Source organism: Synechococcus sp. A15-44, from assembly GCF_014280115.1.
GTDB lineage: Bacteria > Cyanobacteriota > Cyanobacteriia > PCC-6307 > Cyanobiaceae > Parasynechococcus.
Genome location: NZ_CP047938.1, coordinates 2431623 through 2449306, shown reverse-complemented (window position 1 = coordinate 2449306; position 17684 = coordinate 2431623). Strand labels below are relative to the sequence as shown.

Annotated in this window: 20 protein-coding genes; 15 read left to right on the top strand and 5 right to left on the bottom strand. The window is 60.5% G+C overall.

Annotated features, from left to right (window positions below; genetic code table 11):
• Positions 1–17: 17 nt before the first annotated feature.
• From secE to rplL, 6 genes are all read left to right on the top strand, one after another.
• Complete coding sequence (gene secE, locus SynA1544_RS13700) at positions 18–260, top strand: preprotein translocase subunit SecE (protein WP_006850159.1); 243 nt, start codon at positions 18–20, stop codon at positions 258–260.
• A gap of 21 nt (positions 261–281) precedes the next feature.
• The gene (gene nusG / locus SynA1544_RS13695; protein WP_186514200.1) at positions 282–950 is read left to right on the top strand and encodes a transcription termination/antitermination protein NusG; all 669 of its coding nucleotides are present in this window, start codon (positions 282–284) and stop codon (positions 948–950) included.
• Positions 951–1060: 110 nt separating this feature from the next.
• The gene (gene rplK / locus SynA1544_RS13690; protein ID WP_115081253.1) at positions 1061–1486 is read left to right on the top strand and encodes a 50S ribosomal protein L11; all 426 of its coding nucleotides are present in this window, start codon (positions 1061–1063) and stop codon (positions 1484–1486) included.
• A 71-nt stretch (positions 1487–1557) separates the two neighbouring features.
• The gene (gene rplA, locus SynA1544_RS13685; RefSeq protein WP_186514199.1) at positions 1558–2265 is read left to right on the top strand and encodes a 50S ribosomal protein L1; all 708 of its coding nucleotides are present in this window, start codon (positions 1558–1560) and stop codon (positions 2263–2265) included.
• A 238-nt stretch (positions 2266–2503) separates the two neighbouring features.
• Positions 2504–3031: a 50S ribosomal protein L10 gene (rplJ, locus tag SynA1544_RS13680; protein ID WP_006851480.1), complete on the top strand. Its 528-nt coding sequence runs from the start codon at positions 2504–2506 to the stop codon at positions 3029–3031.
• Between the two features lie 54 nt (positions 3032–3085).
• Positions 3086–3475 (top strand): 50S ribosomal protein L7/L12, encoded by a 390-nt coding sequence (gene rplL, locus SynA1544_RS13675; RefSeq protein WP_186514197.1) that lies wholly within the window; start codon positions 3086–3088, stop codon positions 3473–3475.
• A 274-nt stretch (positions 3476–3749) separates the two neighbouring features.
• Here the strand turns inward: rplL and SynA1544_RS13670 are convergent, their stop codons facing one another.
• Positions 3750–4490, bottom strand: a complete 741-nt coding sequence (locus tag SynA1544_RS13670) for a DUF3747 domain-containing protein (RefSeq protein ID WP_186514195.1) — start codon at positions 4488–4490, stop codon at positions 3750–3752.
• Between the two features lie 51 nt (positions 4491–4541).
• Here SynA1544_RS13670 and rnhA point away from each other — a divergent pair, with 51 nt between their 5' ends.
• The 6 genes from rnhA (at position 4542) to SynA1544_RS13640 (ending at position 11332) form a co-directional block, all read left to right on the top strand.
• Complete coding sequence (rnhA, locus tag SynA1544_RS13665) at positions 4542–5312, top strand: ribonuclease HI (RefSeq protein WP_186514194.1); 771 nt, start codon at positions 4542–4544, stop codon at positions 5310–5312.
• 8 nt (positions 5313–5320) lie between these two features.
• Positions 5321–6502 (top strand): quinone-dependent dihydroorotate dehydrogenase, encoded by a 1182-nt coding sequence (locus SynA1544_RS13660; RefSeq protein WP_186514192.1) that lies wholly within the window; start codon positions 5321–5323, stop codon positions 6500–6502.
• Between the two features lie 114 nt (positions 6503–6616).
• On the top strand, positions 6617–7552 hold the full coding sequence (locus tag SynA1544_RS13655; RefSeq protein ID WP_186514190.1) for a hypothetical protein: 936 nt from the start codon (positions 6617–6619) through the stop codon (positions 7550–7552).
• A complete protein-coding gene (locus SynA1544_RS13650; RefSeq protein ID WP_186514188.1) occupies positions 7549–8229 on the top strand; it encodes a PilN domain-containing protein in 681 nt (226 codons plus the stop codon). The genes SynA1544_RS13655 and SynA1544_RS13650 overlap by 4 nt, the downstream gene beginning before the upstream one ends.
• A 230-nt stretch (positions 8230–8459) precedes the next feature.
• The gene (locus SynA1544_RS13645) at positions 8460–8945 is read left to right on the top strand and encodes a hypothetical protein (RefSeq protein WP_186514186.1); all 486 of its coding nucleotides are present in this window, start codon (positions 8460–8462) and stop codon (positions 8943–8945) included.
• Positions 8946–9559: 614 nt separating this feature from the next.
• The gene (locus SynA1544_RS13640; RefSeq protein ID WP_370594075.1) at positions 9560–11332 is read left to right on the top strand and encodes a type II secretion system protein GspD; all 1773 of its coding nucleotides are present in this window, start codon (positions 9560–9562) and stop codon (positions 11330–11332) included.
• Here SynA1544_RS13640 and SynA1544_RS13635 read toward each other — a convergent pair.
• Positions 11329–12126 carry a pentapeptide repeat-containing protein gene (locus SynA1544_RS13635; RefSeq protein WP_186514183.1) on the bottom strand — a complete coding sequence of 266 codons (798 nt, stop codon included), beginning with the start codon at positions 12124–12126 and terminating at the stop codon, positions 11329–11331. The two genes, SynA1544_RS13640 and SynA1544_RS13635, sit on opposite strands and share 4 nt — an antisense overlap.
• A 49-nt stretch (positions 12127–12175) precedes the next feature.
• Between SynA1544_RS13635 and SynA1544_RS13630 the strand changes: the two genes are divergently transcribed.
• Positions 12176–13249 (top strand): aminotransferase class I/II-fold pyridoxal phosphate-dependent enzyme, encoded by a 1074-nt coding sequence (locus tag SynA1544_RS13630; RefSeq protein WP_186514181.1) that lies wholly within the window; start codon positions 12176–12178, stop codon positions 13247–13249.
• Between the two features lies 1 nt (position 13250).
• Here the strand turns inward: SynA1544_RS13630 and SynA1544_RS13625 are convergent, their stop codons facing one another.
• On the bottom strand, positions 13251–14327 hold the full coding sequence (locus SynA1544_RS13625) for a glycosyltransferase (RefSeq protein WP_186514179.1): 1077 nt from the start codon (positions 14325–14327) through the stop codon (positions 13251–13253).
• 58 nt (positions 14328–14385) lie between these two features.
• Between SynA1544_RS13625 and SynA1544_RS13620 the strand changes: the two genes are divergently transcribed.
• Positions 14386–15123: a hypothetical protein gene (locus SynA1544_RS13620; protein ID WP_255477646.1), complete on the top strand. Its 738-nt coding sequence runs from the start codon at positions 14386–14388 to the stop codon at positions 15121–15123.
• On the opposite strand, the gene SynA1544_RS13615 is transcribed toward SynA1544_RS13620, so the two are convergent.
• Positions 15120–16007, bottom strand: a complete 888-nt coding sequence (locus SynA1544_RS13615; RefSeq protein WP_186514177.1) for an NAD(P)-dependent oxidoreductase — start codon at positions 16005–16007, stop codon at positions 15120–15122. The two genes, SynA1544_RS13620 and SynA1544_RS13615, sit on opposite strands and share 4 nt — an antisense overlap.
• A 72-nt stretch (positions 16008–16079) precedes the next feature.
• On the opposite strand from SynA1544_RS13615, the gene SynA1544_RS13610 reads away from it, so the two are divergent.
• Positions 16080–16448 carry a hypothetical protein gene (locus tag SynA1544_RS13610; RefSeq protein WP_186514176.1) on the top strand — a complete coding sequence of 123 codons (369 nt, stop codon included), beginning with the start codon at positions 16080–16082 and terminating at the stop codon, positions 16446–16448.
• A gap of 8 nt (positions 16449–16456) precedes the next feature.
• On the opposite strand, the gene pgk is transcribed toward SynA1544_RS13610, so the two are convergent.
• The gene (pgk, locus tag SynA1544_RS13605; RefSeq protein WP_186514170.1) at positions 16457–17662 is read right to left on the bottom strand and encodes a phosphoglycerate kinase; all 1206 of its coding nucleotides are present in this window, start codon (positions 17660–17662) and stop codon (positions 16457–16459) included.
• Between the last annotated feature and the right edge of the window lie 22 nt (positions 17663–17684).

Below are 17684 nucleotides of genomic sequence, written 5' to 3'. Positions count from 1 at the left end.
CTTCCGGTCCCATCCCCGTGACCAGCCCCATCTCTGAGGACACCACCACTTCCGACGGCTCAAAAGCCGCTGCCGATTCCACCAAATCCGGTGGTTTTCTGGCGGACACGGTTGATGAGCTGAAACTCGTGGTCTGGCCCAGCCGCCAGCAACTGTTCAGCGAATCCATCGCTGTGATCCTGATGGTCAGCCTTTCGGCCGCCACCATCGCGGCTGTCAGTCGATTCTTTGGGTGGGCTTCGTCCCAGGTGTTCCGCTGACTCGATATCACCTTTCTCGCCGTGCCCGACGACCTGACCACACCGGACGCCCCTGAGGTGCTTGATCTGCCGGCCCCGAATGAGGGGGACGACGGCACCTTGCCTGCGGCAGCTGTCGCCAATACGGCCATCGCCCGTTGGTACGCCGTTCAGGTGGCCTCCAGCTGCGAGAAGAAGGTCAAGGCCACCCTGGAGCAGCGGGCCGTCACCCTCGGTGTGAGCAACCGAATTCTCGAAATCGAGATTCCCCAGACCCCTGCCGTCAAGCTGAAGAAGGACGGCACCCGTCAGTCCACCGAGGAGAAGGTCTTCCCCGGTTATGTGCTGGTGCGGATGGTGCTGGATGAGGACACGATGATGGCGGTGCGGAGCACCCCGAACGTGATCAATTTCGTCGGTGCTGAAGACCGGCGTGCCACCGGGAAGGCGCGTGGTCACATCAAGCCCCGGCCTCTGAGCCGCTCTGAGGTGGACCGCATCTTCAAGCGGGCTGCCGAGAAGAAGACCGTCGTCAAGGTGGATCTCACCGAAGGCGATCAGATCCTGGTGACGGCTGGTCCGTTCAAGGACTTCCAGGGCGAAGTGATCGAGGTGTCTGGCGAGCGCAACAAGCTCAAGGCCCTGCTCTCCATCTTTGGTCGAGAGACCCCGGTGGAACTGGAGTTTTCCCAGATCAGCAAACAGAACTGACCCTTGCGGCGGCCGTCTCCCTGCGGAGGGCGGCCTTGGGAGTGGGCAACCATTCCGCCGCAGCCGACCCTCGGGTCTGGTGATCCGCAGCTGTCCAAACCACCCAGCCGATGGCCAAGAAAGTCGTAGCTGTGATCAAGCTGGCCCTAGATGCCGGCAAAGCCAACCCCGCGCCGCCGGTGGGCCCTGCCCTCGGTCAGCACGGTGTGAACATCATGATGTTCTGCAAGGAGTACAACGCTCGGACGCAGGACAAGGCCGGTTATGTGATTCCGGTGGAGATCTCGGTCTTTGAAGACCGCAGCTTCACCTTCATCACCAAGACGCCTCCGGCGTCGGTGCTGATCACCAAGGCCGCAAAGATCCAAAAGGGATCCGGTGAGTCCGCCAAGGGCAGTGTTGGATCGATCACTCGAGCTCAGCTCGAAGAGATCGCTAAGACCAAACTCCCTGACCTCAACTGCACCAGCGTTGAGTCCGCCATGCGGATCATCGAAGGCACCGCCCGCAACATGGGCGTTTCCATCAGCGACTGACGTCGCTGCATCGCTTCTCCAACCCATTCGGGGGAGGCATCCCTGATGTCGTCTGAACCCCAACCCTGAACATGCCCAAAATCTCCAAGCGCCTGGCCAGCCTGGCCGGCAAGATCGAGGATCGTGCCTACGCACCCTTCGAGGCGATTGCCCTGGTGAAGGACAACGCCAACGCGAAATTCGACGAGACGATGGAGGCCCATGTGCGCCTCGGCATCGATCCGAAATACACCGACCAGCAGCTGCGCACCACCGTGGCTCTGCCTAACGGCACCGGTCAGACCGTGCGCATCGCTGTGGTGACCCGCGGTGAAAAGGTGGCTGAAGCCAAAGCTGCCGGTGCCGAACTCGCCGGTGAAGAAGACCTGGTGGAAAGCATCAGCAAGGGCGAAATGGATTTCGACCTGTTGATTGCCACCCCCGACATGATGCCCAAGGTGGCCAAGCTGGGTCGGGTTCTCGGCCCCCGTGGCTTGATGCCCAACCCCAAGGCAGGCACCGTCACCACGGACCTCGAGGCTGCGATCAAGGAATTCAAGGCCGGCAAACTGGAATTCCGTGCCGACCGCACCGGCATCGTTCACGTCCGCTTCGGCAAGGCCAGCTTCAGCGCCGAGGCCCTGCTGCAGAACCTCAAGACCCTGCAGGAAACCATCGACCGCAACAAGCCCAGCGGTGCTAAGGGCCGTTACTGGAAGTCCCTGTATGTGACCTCCACCATGGGTCCTTCTGTTGAAGTCGATTTCTCTGCCCTGCAGGACATCGAGCAGGGGAGCTGATCAGGCTCTCCTCTACACTTAATGATTGGCGAAAGCCAAATCGGGCACGCGCCCGGCCAGAGACAGCAGGAAGTCCCTGGGCATGACGTCAGTCATTCCCGTTGATGTAATCCCTGCCGAGGCAGACGCGACACGGTTTTGTCCCATTCGGGATTGGATCGGCACGCGGCCTCGTCTTCCTTTTGAAGGCTCGATCGGCCGTGTGCCCAGCTTGTTCCTTTGATCCGATCCAATCCCTATGGGCCGCACGCTGGAGAACAAGCAGCAGATCGTCGGAGAGCTCAAAGAGCTCCTCGCCGACGCCGAACTGGCACTTGTCCTTGATTTCAAGGGCCTGTCCATCAAGGAAATGTCTGACCTGCGGGATCGTCTGCGGGCCAGCGACAGCGTTTGCAAGGTGACCAAAAACACCTTGATGCGCCGTGCCATTGATGGTGACAGCAACTGGGCCAGCCTCGATTCCCTGCTGACCGGAACCAACGCCTTCGTCCTGGTGAAGGGCGATGTTGGTGCCGGTGTGAAGGCCGTTCAGACCTTCCAGAAGGAACTCAAGAAGTCCGAGACCAAGGGCGGCCTTTTCGAAGGCAAGCTCCTGTCTCAGGACGAGATCAAAGCCATCGCCGATCTCCCCTCCAAGGAGCAGCTCATGGCTCAGATCGCCGGTGCCATCAACGCCGTGGCCACAAAGGTCGCTGTGGGCATCAACGAGGTTCCCTCTGGTATGGCCAGGGCGCTCAAGCAGCACGCCGAAGGCGGCGAAGGCTGATTCGGCCCTGCCGAGACCACTGTTCATTGATCTGTTGCTTCCCCTTTCAAAACCATGTCTGCAAAAACCGACGAAATTCTCGAATCGCTGAAATCCCTCTCCCTGCTTGAAGCTTCCGAGCTGGTCAAGCAGATCGAAGAGGCCTTCGGTGTGTCCGCCGCAGCATCTGCTGGTGTTGTAATGGCTGCCCCTGGCGCTGCTGGTGGCGGTGGCGAAGCCGCTGAAGAGCAGACCGAATTCGATGTGATCCTGGAAGGCTTCGACGCTTCCGCCAAGATCAAGGTCCTCAAGGCTGTCCGTGAGGTCACCGGTCTGGGTCTGGGCGACGCCAAGGCTCTGGTCGAGGCTGCTCCCAAGGCCGTCAAGGAAGGTGTCTCCAAGGACGACGCCGAGGCTGCCAAGAAGGCCATCGAAGAAGCAGGCGGCAAGGTCACCCTTAAGTGATCGCCTTGGGAGAGGGCTTGTCCCTCTCCTCCCTGTTTTCAGTCAGCGACCGGTCCTTTCGAGGACCGGTTTTTTGGTTTTTATTTCCGGCCAATAAAAAAAAGCCCCGCCAAAGGCGGAGCTTTTGTCGAGAGGAACACGTTCAGGAGTCTGTCCTTGTTTCGACCCTGAAGAGGCGTTCGGCACTCCTCACACAAGATCAAAGTAAGGGCAGGAATTCCGTTGTCAGCCCCTGTCTGGTCGCCCTCTCAACTGGCACTGTGACGGTCGGTCCTCAACGGCGGTAAGGGATCACCTGCAGCCGGATCGGAGCATTGCTGGCGAGGCGAGTTGTGCGTCGGTGTGTTGTGCGTCGCGGTGTTGCTCCTTCAGAGGGCAGAGGCGGTGGTGCGATCGGGGGCATCGGGGTTCCCAGTCGGCTGAAACCTGAGCGTTGGCCGCGGCGGCTGGCCAGAGCGAGCAGCCGGTTCACCGGTTCCTGGTGGGCGAAATACAGGTGGTTCAGCTGGCGTTTCTGGTAGGTACGGCGTTCCAAGGCCCAGCCTGGCTCCAGCTGCAGCCGTACAAACCCATTGAGATCGCGTCTGGGAATTCGGGCCTGACCCACCAGGATCGGTGCCCGTTGCTGGGGGTCGAGGGCCTCGAGCCTCAGCGATGCTCCGGATGGCTTGAGCCGGAAGCGAAAGCGGGTTCCAAGGTCTTGGCCACCGCTGCGCAGCGAGTAGCCATTGCTGTCCAGGTAGCGCTTGCAGATGCCGCTGAAGTTGAAGCGATTCAGGCTGGGCTCCACCAGTCCGTCCTGGCGTGCCCTCCAGCAGCGCGGTTGGGGCTTGATCTGTTCCAGTACGAGCAGTTTCCACTGGGCCCTGCCAATCGGTTGGGCGAGAACAGCAAAGCGCTCCTGCGGGATGGCAGCGCTGTCAAACAACGCCCGTGCTGCGCCCTCCTGCGGCAGGCCAGCGCTCAGGAGCCCTACGGCAGTCAGACCGGCAGCCCGCAGGTAGGTTCGGCTCATCCACGGTGACGCCAGAAACCGTGTTGTACCGAACAGTGTTGGGGCTGATCAATGGCGGAAGGACGGGGACGGGTCGTGGCTGCAGCGACGGATGGTGCCTGCAGCGGCAACCCAGGTCCAGGAGGTTGGGGAGCGTTGCTGCGCTTCGAAGACGGCAGTGTTGAGGAATTCGGTGGCCATGCGCCCGACACCACCAACAACCGCATGGAACTGCAGGCCGCGTTGGAGGTGTTGCAACGGCTTGAGCAGCTGCCCCGTCATCCGGATCTCACCCTGCGTACCGACAGCAAGTACCTGATTGATGGCCTGGGCTCCTGGATCAAAGGTTGGAAGCGCAAAGGCTGGAAAACAGCTGCTGGCAAGCCTGTGCTCAATCAGGACCTCTGGAAGGCCCTCGATGCCGCCCGACTGGACGACGTCCCCCTGAGCTATGTCAAAGGTCACAGCGGTGATCCAGACAACGAACGGGTGGATCGCATCGCTGTGGCGTTCTCCCATAACGCCCAGCCGAACTTGGTTCTGAAGCAGGGATCCTCCGAGCTGGCCTCCACCAAAGCCGCAACAGAGGCTGCAACTGAGGCCCCAACCGAGGTGGCCCCCAAGCCTCTGCTCCAGCTTTTGTCGCGCTTGGAGCTGGCCGATCGGTTGGCGCAGGGTGGCTACAGCCTGTCGTTGTTGGAGCTGGCGCAGCTGGTGGAAAAGCCGATGAAACAGCTGGAAACCAAGCGGGAGAGCTGGATCTGGAGGGATTGGATTGTTCAGCCCCAGGCGGAGGGCCGCTGGACCCTGGAACGTCGCGAGGCAGGATCAGAACAGTCCTGAGCCCGAGCATGTCGCCGTCCTCTTCGGCCGGACCGCTCAGCAGCGGTGCCTTTTACCAGCGTTGGTTGGGCCCGGTCTTGGCGCGAGACGACGGCCTGGATGCTGAACAGCTGTCGCGCACAGCACTCACGGCGTTGGGTCAAGCGAGCCTGCGGCGCCGTTGGCCTGGGGTGTCCACGGTGCTGGATGGCGTGGCGGCGGATCTGCAACGGCGTGATCTGCGCCTGGAGCAGGTGTTGTTTGGCTGCCGGTTCCCCAATCCGGTGGGTTTGGCGGCGGGATTCGACAAAAACGGGGTGGCGGCTGGCATCTGGGATCGCTTTGGCTTTGGCTTCGCCGAAGTGGGCACGGTCACCTGGCATGGCCAGCCGGGCAACCCGAAACCACGTCTGTTTCGTTTGGCGGAGGAGCAGGCCGCGTTGAACCGGATGGGATTCAACAACGATGGGGCCAAGGCCTTGTTGAAAACCCTGGAGCGCCAACGATTGGATCCCCCCGGCCGCCGGCCAGCGGTGCTGGGCATCAACGTTGGCAAATCCAAGATCACCGCCCTGGAGCAGGCTCCGGACGACTACGCCGCTTCCTTGGAGTTGTTGTCCCCGTTGGCGGACTATGCGGTGATCAATGTCAGCTCCCCCAACACCCCCGGCCTGCGGGATCTGCAGGACACAGCGCAGTTACGGCGTCTGGTGGAACGGCTGCGACGGCTGCCGGCCTGCCCTCCTCTGCTGGTGAAGATCGCGCCGGATCTGGACGATGAATCGATTGATGCGGTGGCACGTCTGGCTTTTGAGGAGGGGTTGGCAGGTGTGATCGCGGTCAACACCAGTCTCAATCGGCTGGGCCTGGAGCAACGGCGTCTGCCGCAGACCGGCCGCACCCTGGCGGAGGAGGCCGGTGGCCTCAGCGGTGCCCCCCTGCGCCAGCGGGCCCAGGAAGTGATCCGTCGTTTGCGGGCCAGTGCGGGCCCTGCATTGCCGTTGATCGGTGTGGGTGGGATTGATTCTGCGCAAGTTGCCTGGGAGCGCATCACCGCAGGGGCTTCCCTGGTGCAGCTTTATACCGGCTGGATTTTTCAGGGTCCGGATCTGGTGCCGCGGATTCTGGACGGTCTGCTGCTGCAGCTGGATCGCCATGGCCTGCGCACCATTGCGGAAGCGTCTGGCAGCGGTTTGCCCTGGCAGGACTGAACTCGATGCATCGAAGCTCCCTCACCGGCTTGATGTTGTGCCTCTGAATGTCTCCTGAGTGGAGTGATTAAACGTGTTGATCGTCGATAGCATGAATACAGTGGGAAGCGTTGTGTGCCACTGCCTGCTCTAAGTGAGCTGCCTCAACTCACGGCATTGAGCTTGGCTTGGCGACGGCTGGTTGATGTCAAGCCGGTGTTGATCGCGGTGAACAACACAGGCTTGGTCTGTTGTTGGGATCAGGGTGGCCGTTGGCAGCAACGCCTAGTGGATTGGCCCGATGGTGTGTGCCGTGAAGGTGTGCCGCTGCAACGGGAAGCCATTGGCGAGTTGATGGCTGATCTGATCTTTGATTGCGATTGTCCAGGCGCAGAACTTGTGCTTTGCCTGCCTATGAACGCAGCTGCCTGGTGCGTGGTCGACGGCTATGGATCGGAAGGTTCGCCTGGTCTGTTGCCCCAGTCGTTGCAGGCTGTCGACCTGCCGTTTGATCTGGCGGAGAGTTTCATCACCGCCTCGCCGGCGCAGGATGCTTTGGCTGTGGTGGGTGTGCCGCGGTCGTTGATTCAGGGCTGGAGCGAGGTTGCTGACCTTGCGGACGTACCGCTGAGGCGCGTTGATTGGCTGCTGACGGCTGCCCAGCGGGCCTTGCATCAGCTCACGCAGACGTGGGAGGGCGATATGGCCTGGCTGGTGGAGGAGGAGAAGAGCCTGCGTTTGCTGTTGTTTCGCCAGGGGGTTCCCGAAGTGGACCATGCGCTTGAGCAGCTCGACCCTCTGGCCTGCCAGCGCGAGGTTCGGGCCTGTGTTGCTGCCTGGCAGGCCTTGGTCGATACACCATCTGCACTGGGCTGGTGGTTGTCGGTTCCGACCGTACAGGTTGACGATTGGATGCCACTCGTCGACGAGGAGAGGGGGGAGTGCTGTTTGAACCAGCCCTTACCCACATGGGCTGAACCATCGGATCAGGGCGCCGCCGGAGATGTGACCGGTGTGCTGTCCCCTCTGCAGCAGTTGGCGCTGCTGGCGCTGCAGCAGGAGGAGCGATGACGTCCCGTCAGGACTGGCCCAAGCCGGATTTGTTGCAGCAACGCCGGCTTGAGCTCGGCTTGCCGTTGGATCCGGCGCCTGTTCCGTCGCCACTCTCCCTGCTTCTTAAGGGCGGCATGGGCGCTGTGGTGTTGGTGACGCTGGTCGTGCTCACCCTGTTGGCTCTCCAGCGTCGTCAGCAGCTGGTGCAGTCCGAGGTCGATGCACTCAATCCTGTGGAGAGGCGTGTGGGTGATGCCAAGGCACGGCTCCGTGCCATGACATCGCGCCGGTCCAGCCTGGAGCAGCAGACGCAATCCATCGCCGAGCAGTTGGTGGCGGTGCGCTCGGGGTCGGCCTTGTTGGAGCAATTACGACGGGTCACGCCTCAGGGGCTGCGCCTTCTGTCGGTCGACGCCAATCCTTCCAAACTGCTGATCAAGGGGGAATCCCAAGGAACGGATGCCTTTCAGCGGATCAATGCTTTGGATCTCAATCTTGAAGCCCTGCCGGGCATGCTCCTCGATGGAACAACTGTTGTGAAAGCTCAGGTCGACAAACAGGGACGAATTGCCTTCAGCCTCGAGGCCAAGCTCGATCCAGCCATGAAACCCACGCCGGAACACTTGCGTGGCCTTGGTGCCGAGGGTTTGGCCCAGCGCTTGGAGTTGCTGCAAGGCGAGGGGTTGTTGCCATGACCAACCTGTTGACAACGTCAAGCCAGCCATGGCTCACACGGGGACGCTTGTTGGTGGGCTTGCCCCTTGGGCTTGGTGTTCTGGTGAGTGCTGCGGTTGTGGTGTTGGGGGTGAGACCTCTCCTGCAAACGGTGCAAGGTTTGGAGGAGAGGCGAGACACCTTGCTCAGTCTTCAGCGCAGTGCTCCCGTTTTGGAACGTCAGCTCAACCAGGCTGAGACTGAACTGCGGATGGCTGAAGAGAAGCAAGCTTTGTTGGTGGGTTTGCTGGCAGGGCGTGACAAGGTGCAGACCTTTCTGGCGCTGTTGAATCAGCAGGCTGTGGCTTCGGGCGTGCAGATGCAGCGCTACGAACCGCTCAAAACGCCACCACCCCAACAAGGGCAATCCCGGCAGAACAACAGACGATCAAAGGCGAATCAGAAGGCTGAACCTCCGCAAGATCCATTGCAAGCCCTTGGTTATCGCAAATCGTCTGTTGCGCTTGAAGTGAGCGGTTCATTTGGCGGATTGCAAACCTTCTTGCAACGGATGGAGGCTTTGGAGTTGCTGGTTGAAAGCAGTGAACTTGAACTCAAGGCTGTGGTCGATAAAAAAGCTGCTGATTCAGTTGAGTCTGAAGCCGCTCGCACCCAGCTCACCTTGAAGCTGAGTTTTTATGACTTGGCTCCTGTCGCCAATTCGCCGGCGAATGTCGCTAAGCCGTCACCATCTTGAGGCTGGTGCATGGCGATAGCGATCGATACCATCCGCTAAGAACCCTTTGGTAGACAACAGGCGGTGTGAGGAGCTTGATGATTCGACGCATGCTGCCTCTAGCAATGGCATGGGGGCTCGCTGCCCCCAGCCTTGGGCTGTATGCGTTTGTCGCAGCTCCAAAGGTGGTAGCTCAATCACCTGTTGTGTTGAAACTGCGCCGTTTGGGTGACCGTGTGGATGTAGTCGTCGATGGTGTTTTGGCTGATGCGCGCGTCGTAAGCCAAAGCAGTTCCCCAACGCAGTGGAGTGGTCAATTGCGAGCTTCGGCTCCGTTGTCGCTCCGTCGATCTCAGGAAGTTGAGTTGGCAGAAGCTGGCCTCAAATCAATCCGCCTCAGCGCTCAGGGGCAAGGGGGGTTAGAGCTTGTTGTGAAGGCTTCGCAGGGGACGTCCTTGCCAGATCCAATGATTCGCGTGGATGGCAACAGCCTCATCGTTTCATTTGCGCGCTTGCCGATCCAAACAACGGCCTTGACGAGTGGCCGGCTTGACTTGAGTCGGCCTGGCCGCGTTGCGCAGCCAACGGTGGTTCCACCCATTCGACCGCGTGCAGTTGCCCCGCCACTAGGTGATATGGCGGTCGGAACGATGGTGTTGCAGAACCGCAGCTACGTGAATCTGAGTGGGCCGCCAGTAACGCTCATGCTGAATAATGCTTCTGCCAAAGACGTCTTGATGGCCTTGGCCCGACAGGGTGGTTACGGCTTTCTTTTCGTTGGAGAAGATCCGGTCGAAAGTAGTTCAGTTGGCGAGCCCTCTGTCAGAAGGGTGACGATGGCTTTCAAGAATGAAAGCTATGCCCGAGCTCTGAATGGTGTGCTGTTAGCCAGTGGCTTGCAAGCCAAGTTGGAAGGCCGCATGCTACTGGTTGGCAAAGCAGCTGCATCAAAAACCTTTGGGCCCCAGATTTCCAAGGTGATTCGTCTGAATCAGGTGAGTGCTCCCTCTGCTGCTGAGTATCTGGGTAACCTCGGTGCAACCTTCAATCTCACAAATACCATTACGACAACTACAGGAGAGGCGGCATCATCAGGAACATCGCAACTTAGCAATCAGACATCACAAACAAATTCAACAAAATTACAAAGTGATAGTTTTGGTGCCTCTGTGGGGCCACTCAGGGGTCTTGTTGTGACAACCGATTCTCGACTGTCAACTGTGACGTTGGTTGGCACTTCTAGGGTTGTTGCTGTCGCTGAGGGTTATCTCAGGCAGATAGATTTACGCCAAAGGCAAGTTGCATTAAGCGTCAAGATTTTGGATATTGCATTATCAAATGATTCTCAGATCAATAATAGTTTTGCATTTCGTAGTGGAAATGCGTTCATTGTGAGTAACAATGGTCAACTTCTTGCGAATTTTGGGGCTTATAAGCCACCGGGCAACGAGGCTGGTGGTCTGCCTGGACGCTATAGCGCTGCAGAGGGGACAACGCCTATTCCAGGTACAGGGGCCCTTGCAGGTGGCGCAGGCTTCATTGATAGGCCAAGTTCATCATTTCCGTTTGGTGGCTCAAAAACCCGTGTGGGGCCTGGTGGCGGAGTTAAGAGAGGGCCTTATCGCCCTGATTTTGGAACCTACTCTAATCCTTTGCAGCCTGGCATTAGTGAGATCGATGAAGAAGGGAAAGTTACATTTACTCCTCCTACTCGTTTCCGATACCCATCCAATCAGTTTTTTGACTTTTTGACGGCTCAAATCCAGTCATCTTCGACCAAGGTTTTGGCGAGTCCCACGTTGATTCTTCAGGAGGGGGCCGAGGTCATGCGCGGGTCTGATGGTATTCCAATCTCAAGTGACGGTCTTGTAGCTCGAGAACGTTCAAATGAAGCTCTAGTGTCAGTCGGAACGAGGCTTGTAACGTCTTATAAAGTTCAACAAGATCAGAATGGCAATAGCTTTTGTCAGCCAATTTTTAGCAATTCTGGTTTGACATTTGGAGCAAGGGTAGACAAGATTGATGATAATGGGTTTGTCACATTTTCGTTGTCTCCAGAAATATCTGCTGCTATTGGAGTTCCGGAATCGATCGCTAATTGTGGTAACATTTCTACTATAAATAGTCGCACGCTTGATACCGGAAAAATCCGAGTACGCGATGGTCAGACTTTAATCTTGACAGGTGTGATTTCAGATGCTGATATACAAGCGGTGACGAAATGGCCTATTCTTGGTGATATTCCTTTGATAGGACAGTTCTTCCGCAGCTCATCTGGTGATCGCAAGAAAAACGAATTGGTTATTCTTGTTACGCCACGCATTATCGATGACACGCAAGGCGGTAGTTATGGGTATGGGTACAGTCCTAATCTTCCTGCTGCTAGACAGGTAATGAGCGGCCTCTAGATTCCAAGTCCCATTGGTGTAAGTGCCTTGGTCGCAATCGGAATGATCATCCGTAATGTGGTTATTCCGCCTTGTAGGAGTTGGCTTCCGATGCCTTTATTTGCTTCTCTTGGCGCGTTGTTTTTAAAGCGTCGTTTGCTAACTCTCTCCGCTGCAATCATTAGTTGATTCGCCCACTCTTCATCCCCTCGAGTTCGATGCAATGATGCTGCAAAGTTGAAATCAGCTGCGGCATATTCGTCCTTGGCTAGTTCGGTGCGGCAGATGCCCCTTGCCACCCAGCTGAAGGGTTCATTGGGGTTGCTGCGAATCGCATCGCCGAAAAGTTTTTCCGCTTCAGACCAACGACCAAGTTGAAAGGCTTTTACTCCTGCGTTGTGCAGCCCCGCGTGACTGCGTGAGCCCAGAGCGACCCCCTGTGCCCCCCGCCAGTGGGCTTTTACAAGGGCCTGGGTGTTGAGGAGTGCTCCGCTTAGATCAGCATCTCTCAGATCTGTGCCATACAGACGGGATCCAGTTAGGTCGGCCCCGCGTAATGAGGCGCCCCTAAGGCTTGTGAAACTGAGATCCGCCCCCCTTAGGTCAGCCCCGTCCAGTAGCGCTTGTCCGAGGTTGGCCCGTTGCAATTGGGCCCGCCGCAGATCAGCGTCCTGCAGGTCGGCGTGCACCAGATCCACATCCGCGAGCCGACAGTCCGGACAACTGCCTTGCTCCAGCAAAACAATCAGATCGTCCGCCCGTGCCGTCAGTGGCGCGGCGAGCAGCAGTGTTAACAGCAGCAGTCGGGCTTGCATCGGCAGTGGGCCACGCTGGAGATGTCTCTGCGTTGTATCGGGAGTCGGGATGGGCGTCGACCTGCGCCATGGGGGTAATCGCCAAGCAGCTGCCTCAAGATTGAACTGCCGGCCCTCGCAGCTACTGGATGCCAGTGCCTCCTTGGCCCCCTGGAGCCCCCGCGGCTTCCGCATGCCCCGGACTGCCATCCGCGACTATCCCGATCGGGCCCAGACATCCCTTCGCCAGGCCATGGCGGGCATTCATGGCATCGATCCGGATGCTGTTCTACCCGGCAATGGCGCGGCCGAGTTGTTCACCTGGGCGGCCCGCGATGCGGCCGACGTAGGCGTCAGTGGTTTGCTGGCGCCTGGGTTTGCCGACTACCGCCGGGCTCTGCAGTGTTGGAACGCCCCATCGATCGATGTCCCCGTGGTGTTGCGCTGGGATCACCCCGGCCCACTGGAGCATCCCTCGATGGCGGCGCCGGTGGCCTGGATCTGCAATCCCCACAACCCCACGGGCCAGCTCTGGAGCCGTGCGTCGCTGGAACCCCTGCTGGCGACCCATGGGTTGGTGATCTGCGATGAGGCCTTCCTGCCGCTCGTGCCCGACGGCGAGCAGCAGTCGTTGATTCCGCTGGTGGAGCACCATCCCAACCTGGTGGTGATCCGCAGCCTCACCAAGTTGTTGGGGATGGCGGGTTTGCGCGTTGGCTATGCCATTGCGCACCCAGATCGCCTCAATCGTTGGCGGGGGTGGCGCGATCCCTGGCCGGTGAATGGCTTTGCTGCTGCCATGACTGAGCAGGTGTTGCTTCCCCTTGGGCGTTATCAGCGCTGGTGCCGCCGGGTCCAGCACTGGACGGCTACAGAGGGGGCCTGGATGCAACGACAGCTGGCCGCTGTGCCGGGCCTGTGCCCCATGCCCTCCAGTGCCAATTTTCTGCTGATTGCTGGTGCGGGATCGTTGGTCCCGCTCAGAGAAGCCCTGGAACGGAGCGATCGCATCCTGTTGCGGGACTGCCGCAGCTTTGAGGGTCTCGGCGAGTCCTGGTTGCGGATCGGATTGCAATCCCGCCGCAACAACCGCCGCATCGTGCGGGCCTTGCGTGAGGAGTTGCAGCGCAGCCCTCTGGCTTGACTCAGGCCGCCAGTGTTTGAAGCAAGGCCGCCAGTTGGCTTTCGGCATCCCGTTCCGCAAGAGCATCCATCCCTTCACGCATCTGCGTGAGGGGGTCGGATCCTGCATCGGATTTCCCCAGCCTTATGGCTAAGAGCCGTTGCACGGTGTTCAGCAATGCGGGCTGATCCGGCTCATGCTGATGCACGATCACAGCCGCTCCAAACGATGCGGCACAGGCGGCGTTTGCATCTTGATGGCGGTCTGCCGCCTGGGGGAAGGGCACCAGCACGCTTGGTGTTCCGCAGACGGCGAGTTCACTCAGGCTTCCGGCACCGGCTCGGCTGATGGCCAGGTCGGCATGTTGCAGCAGCCCGGGAATCTCATCACTGAAGCGCCGTTCCACCAGGTTTGGGTGTTGCAGTTGCCCGATGTCGGGATCGTTGTCGCCGGTGAGGTGCACCACACGGCAGCCCTGCTGCAACAGGGCCGGCACCGCTGCACGCACCATCCTGTTCAATCCAACGGCGCCTTGACTGCCACCCATCACCACCAGCAGCGGCCCCTTGCCGGAGGGGACCCAGCTCGGCAGGGGTTGTGGGACCAGAAAGCTGGAACGCACCGGCGTGCCCGTCAGCACCGGCTGGCTGCCGGGGATGCGCTTGGCGGCAGCGGGGAGGCCGATGGCCACCGTGCTGCAGAAGCGACCCAGCAGTCGGGTGACCCGCCCTGGTATGGCATTGGATTCATGCAGCACCACGGGAATCCCGCACCAACGCGCCGCCAGGATCGCGGGGGCGGCGATGTAACCGCCGGTGGTGAACACCACATCGATGGCGTTCCGGCGGATCACCCGCCGCACGCTGACGCTTGCCAGCAACAGGCGCAGCAACTGCAGCAGCTTGGTGAGCCCGCGGCCCTGCAGTCCGCCGGCGTTCACGCACACCAGACCAAAGCGTTCCGGCACCAGCCGTGTTTCGAGCCGATCGGGCACCCCCACCCAGCGCACAGGCCAATGGTTTTCAACGGCTTCTGCAACTGCCAGAGCGGGGAAGAGATGGCCGCCGGTGCCGCTGGCGGCGATCAGAAGCCGGGTCATCGCGTCGGCCGTCACCGCACAACGGGCCTAACTTAATTGGGTTGTTGTGGTCCGGCCCGTGCGTCGTTTCCTGGGAGTCACGCTCGTGTCGGCCATGGCGTTGGTGTTGTCTCCGGTCCATGCCCTCGAGCAGCCCGGACGTGGGGGCAGTGCGGTGGAACGTTTCAGCGATCGCTTGCAAACGGCATTGAATAACGGCAGCTCTTCGGCATTCGACACGCTGGCCAGCGTTGAGCTGCAGCCCGTGTTGGCCCAGCGCCTGGAGCGTTTCCAGGAGGATTTTCCTGAGGTCACCTGGCAGGTGGAGCCTGCCGCACCCACACCAGATGGCCGTCCAACCCTCAGCCTGCGCGTGCGTGGTGCCGCCGAATCCCAGGGGCTCAGCTATTCCCTTGAGGCCAGCGAACAGATAGCGATTCGTCTGGATAAGGGCCAGCTCGTTGACCAGGAACTGCTGGCTCAGCAGTCCTTGCTGCGCAGCGGTGAGCGTCCGTTGGCCGTCAAGGTCGCCATCCCCGACGTGGTGCTCACCGGCAGCCGTTACGACGTCGACTTGATTGTTGAAGAGCCGCTGGGCCAGGCGCTGGTAGCAGGCGGTTTGATCGACCTTTCCGATGAGCAGCTGTCGGCTCAGATCCGCCCCAACCTGCCGCTGGCACCCCAAGGAGGCGGTGGCTTGTTCAAGAGCGTTCAGGCACCGCAGCAACCCGGTTCGCAGACGTGGGCCGTAATGCTGGTGCATCCCGATGGGGTGGTGACGGCCACCAAGCGGGTGCGCGTGGTCAGCAGCTACTAGCTCCGCTTCCTTGTTTGGTTCCAGCGGTGCAGGGCGGACACGTCCTCATCGCCATGTCCGCTGTTGATCAGATCGAGTTCCAGCTGTTCCACCAGAGTGGTGACGGGGAGATCCAGCTGGACGGCCTTGGCTGCATCAAGGGCGATGCCGAGATCCTTGCGATGCAGGCTGAGCCGGAAGCCGAGGGGATAGCTGGCCTCCAGCATGGCGGTGCTGCGATGGTCGAGAGCCCAGGAGCCGGCTGCACCATTCTTGAGGGCATCGATCACCTGGGGCATGGGCAGCTCCAGACGCTGGCCCAGAGCCACCGCCTCCGCCACAGCGGCATAGCTGCCCGCCACCAGCACCTGGTTCACCGCTTTCACCTGCTGCCCTCGCCCCACGCCACCGAAGTGATGAATGGAGCCGCCAATCACCTCGAGGATGGGCCGAACCCGCTCAAGAAGATCGCTGGCTCCCCCCACCAGCACCGTGAGGCTGCCGCGTTGGGCCCCTTCCGTGCCGCCGGTGACGGGGGCATCCAGATAGTGAACCTCCTGGTGGGCCAGGCGCTCCGCACACCGTTGGGCTGTGGCGGGAGCAATTGTGGAGCAATCCAGCACCACGCTGCCATCGCCCAGCTGTGATGCGGCTCCGTTGGCTCCGAACAGCACCTCCTCAACGGCTGCATCGTCGCTGACGCAGAGCAGCAGCACATCCACACCAGTGCTGGTGTCGGCTGGGCTGGAACACCGAATCGCACCCTCGAGCTCCGCGCTGGTTTCGGCGCTGCGGCTGCGGGTGTGCACCCTGAGCCGGAAGCCGGCGCGGTGCAGGTTGATCGCCATGGGCAAGCCGAGAGCCCCCAGCCCCACGAAGCCCAGGCTCAGGTCACATCTGGTCATGACTCACGGCGAAGCAATTAGATCCTGATTGACGGATCACTCCAGAATGGATTCATCCCGATGGCCTGAACGATGCGCATCTTCACCGTTTCCCTTGCTTTCGCATCCCTATTGGCGGCACCGGTAATCACAACGGCTTCATCGGCAGCAGCAGGGCGGGACCTGTCTGCGGAGCAGAGCCAGGTGTTGTTCCAGGCTCGCAAGACCTGGGCCAAGGACAACTACCAGCGTCGTTTGGATCTCTTGCAGAGACAGCAGCGTTGCATCGACACGGCAGCATCTGCAGATGCGCTGAAGGCGTGCCGTCGGGAGATGAAAAAAGCCCGGAAGTTCCTCAAAAAGGACTACCGGGCTTACATGAACAAGGTTCGGAATCAGTTGGGGCTTCCGGCGCGCACTGGGAAAAAGCACGATGCCAAAGGCCGGAAGCTCAAGGCTTGAGCCGCTGATCAGGCGGCGTCGAGGGCAGCCACACCGGGTAGCACCTTGCCTTCCAGCAGTTCGAGGCTTGCACCGCCGCCGGTGGAGATGTGGGACATCTTCTCGGCCAGGCCAGCCTTCTCCACGGCTGCCACGGAGTCACCGCCACCGATGATCGTGCAGCAGCCCTTGCCGCTCAGGTCGGCCAGGGTCGTGGCGATGGCGTTGGTGCCGGCAGCGAGCTTGTCGAACTCGAACACGCCCATGGGGCCGTTCCAGATCACGGTCTGACAGTCGGCCAGGGCCTCCTGGAACACCTTGATCGAGTCGGGGCCGATGTCGAGACCCATCCAGCCGTCGGGGATGGCGGTCACAGGTGCGGTCTGGCTGTTGGCGTCAGGGGCGAAGTTGTCGGCGAGCACCACGTCGGTGGGAAGCAGCAGTTCGACACCTTTGGCCTTGGCCTTGGCCTCCAGCTCCTTGGCCAGTTCCAGCTTGTCTTCTTCCACCAGGCTCTTGCCGACGGCCAGGCCGCGGGCCTTGTAGAAGGTGAAAATCATGCCGCCGCCGACAAGGATCTTGTCGCACTTGTCCATCAGCGCTTCGAGCACGCCGATCTTGGAGCTCACCTTGGATCCGCCCACGATGGCAGCGAGGGGGCGCTTGGGCTCATCCACAGCACCCTGCAGGTACTGAAGCTCTTTCTCCATCAGGAAGCCGGCCACTGCGGGCTTGAGGAACTTGGTCACGCCTTCGGTGGAGGCGTGGGCGCGGTGGGCAGCGCCGAAGGCATCGTTCACATAAACCTCAGCCAGGCTCGCGAGCTTCTCAGCGAAGCCAGGCTCGTTCTTCTCTTCCTCAGCAAAGAAGCGCACGTTCTCCAGCAGCACCACATCGCCATTGGCCATGGCGCCCACCTTGGCTTCGGCGTCGGGGCCGATGCAGCTGTCGGTCTTGGCCACGGGTTTGCCCAGCAGCTCGCTCAGGCGCGCGGCCACGGGGGTGAGACGCATCGCGTCATTCACCTGACCCTTGGGACGGCCGAAGTGGGCGGACAGGATCACCTTGGCGCCCTTGCCGATCAGGTCGTTGATCGTGGGCAGGGCAGCACGGATGCGGGTGTCGTCGGTGATGGCACCGGCGTCGTTCAGGGGCACGTTGAAGTCAACCCGCACGAGAACGCGTTTGCCGCTCAGGTCGCCGGCGTTGAGGCTGGCCAGGGAACGCTTCGCCATAGGGTTGTGTCGTGCGGTAAGA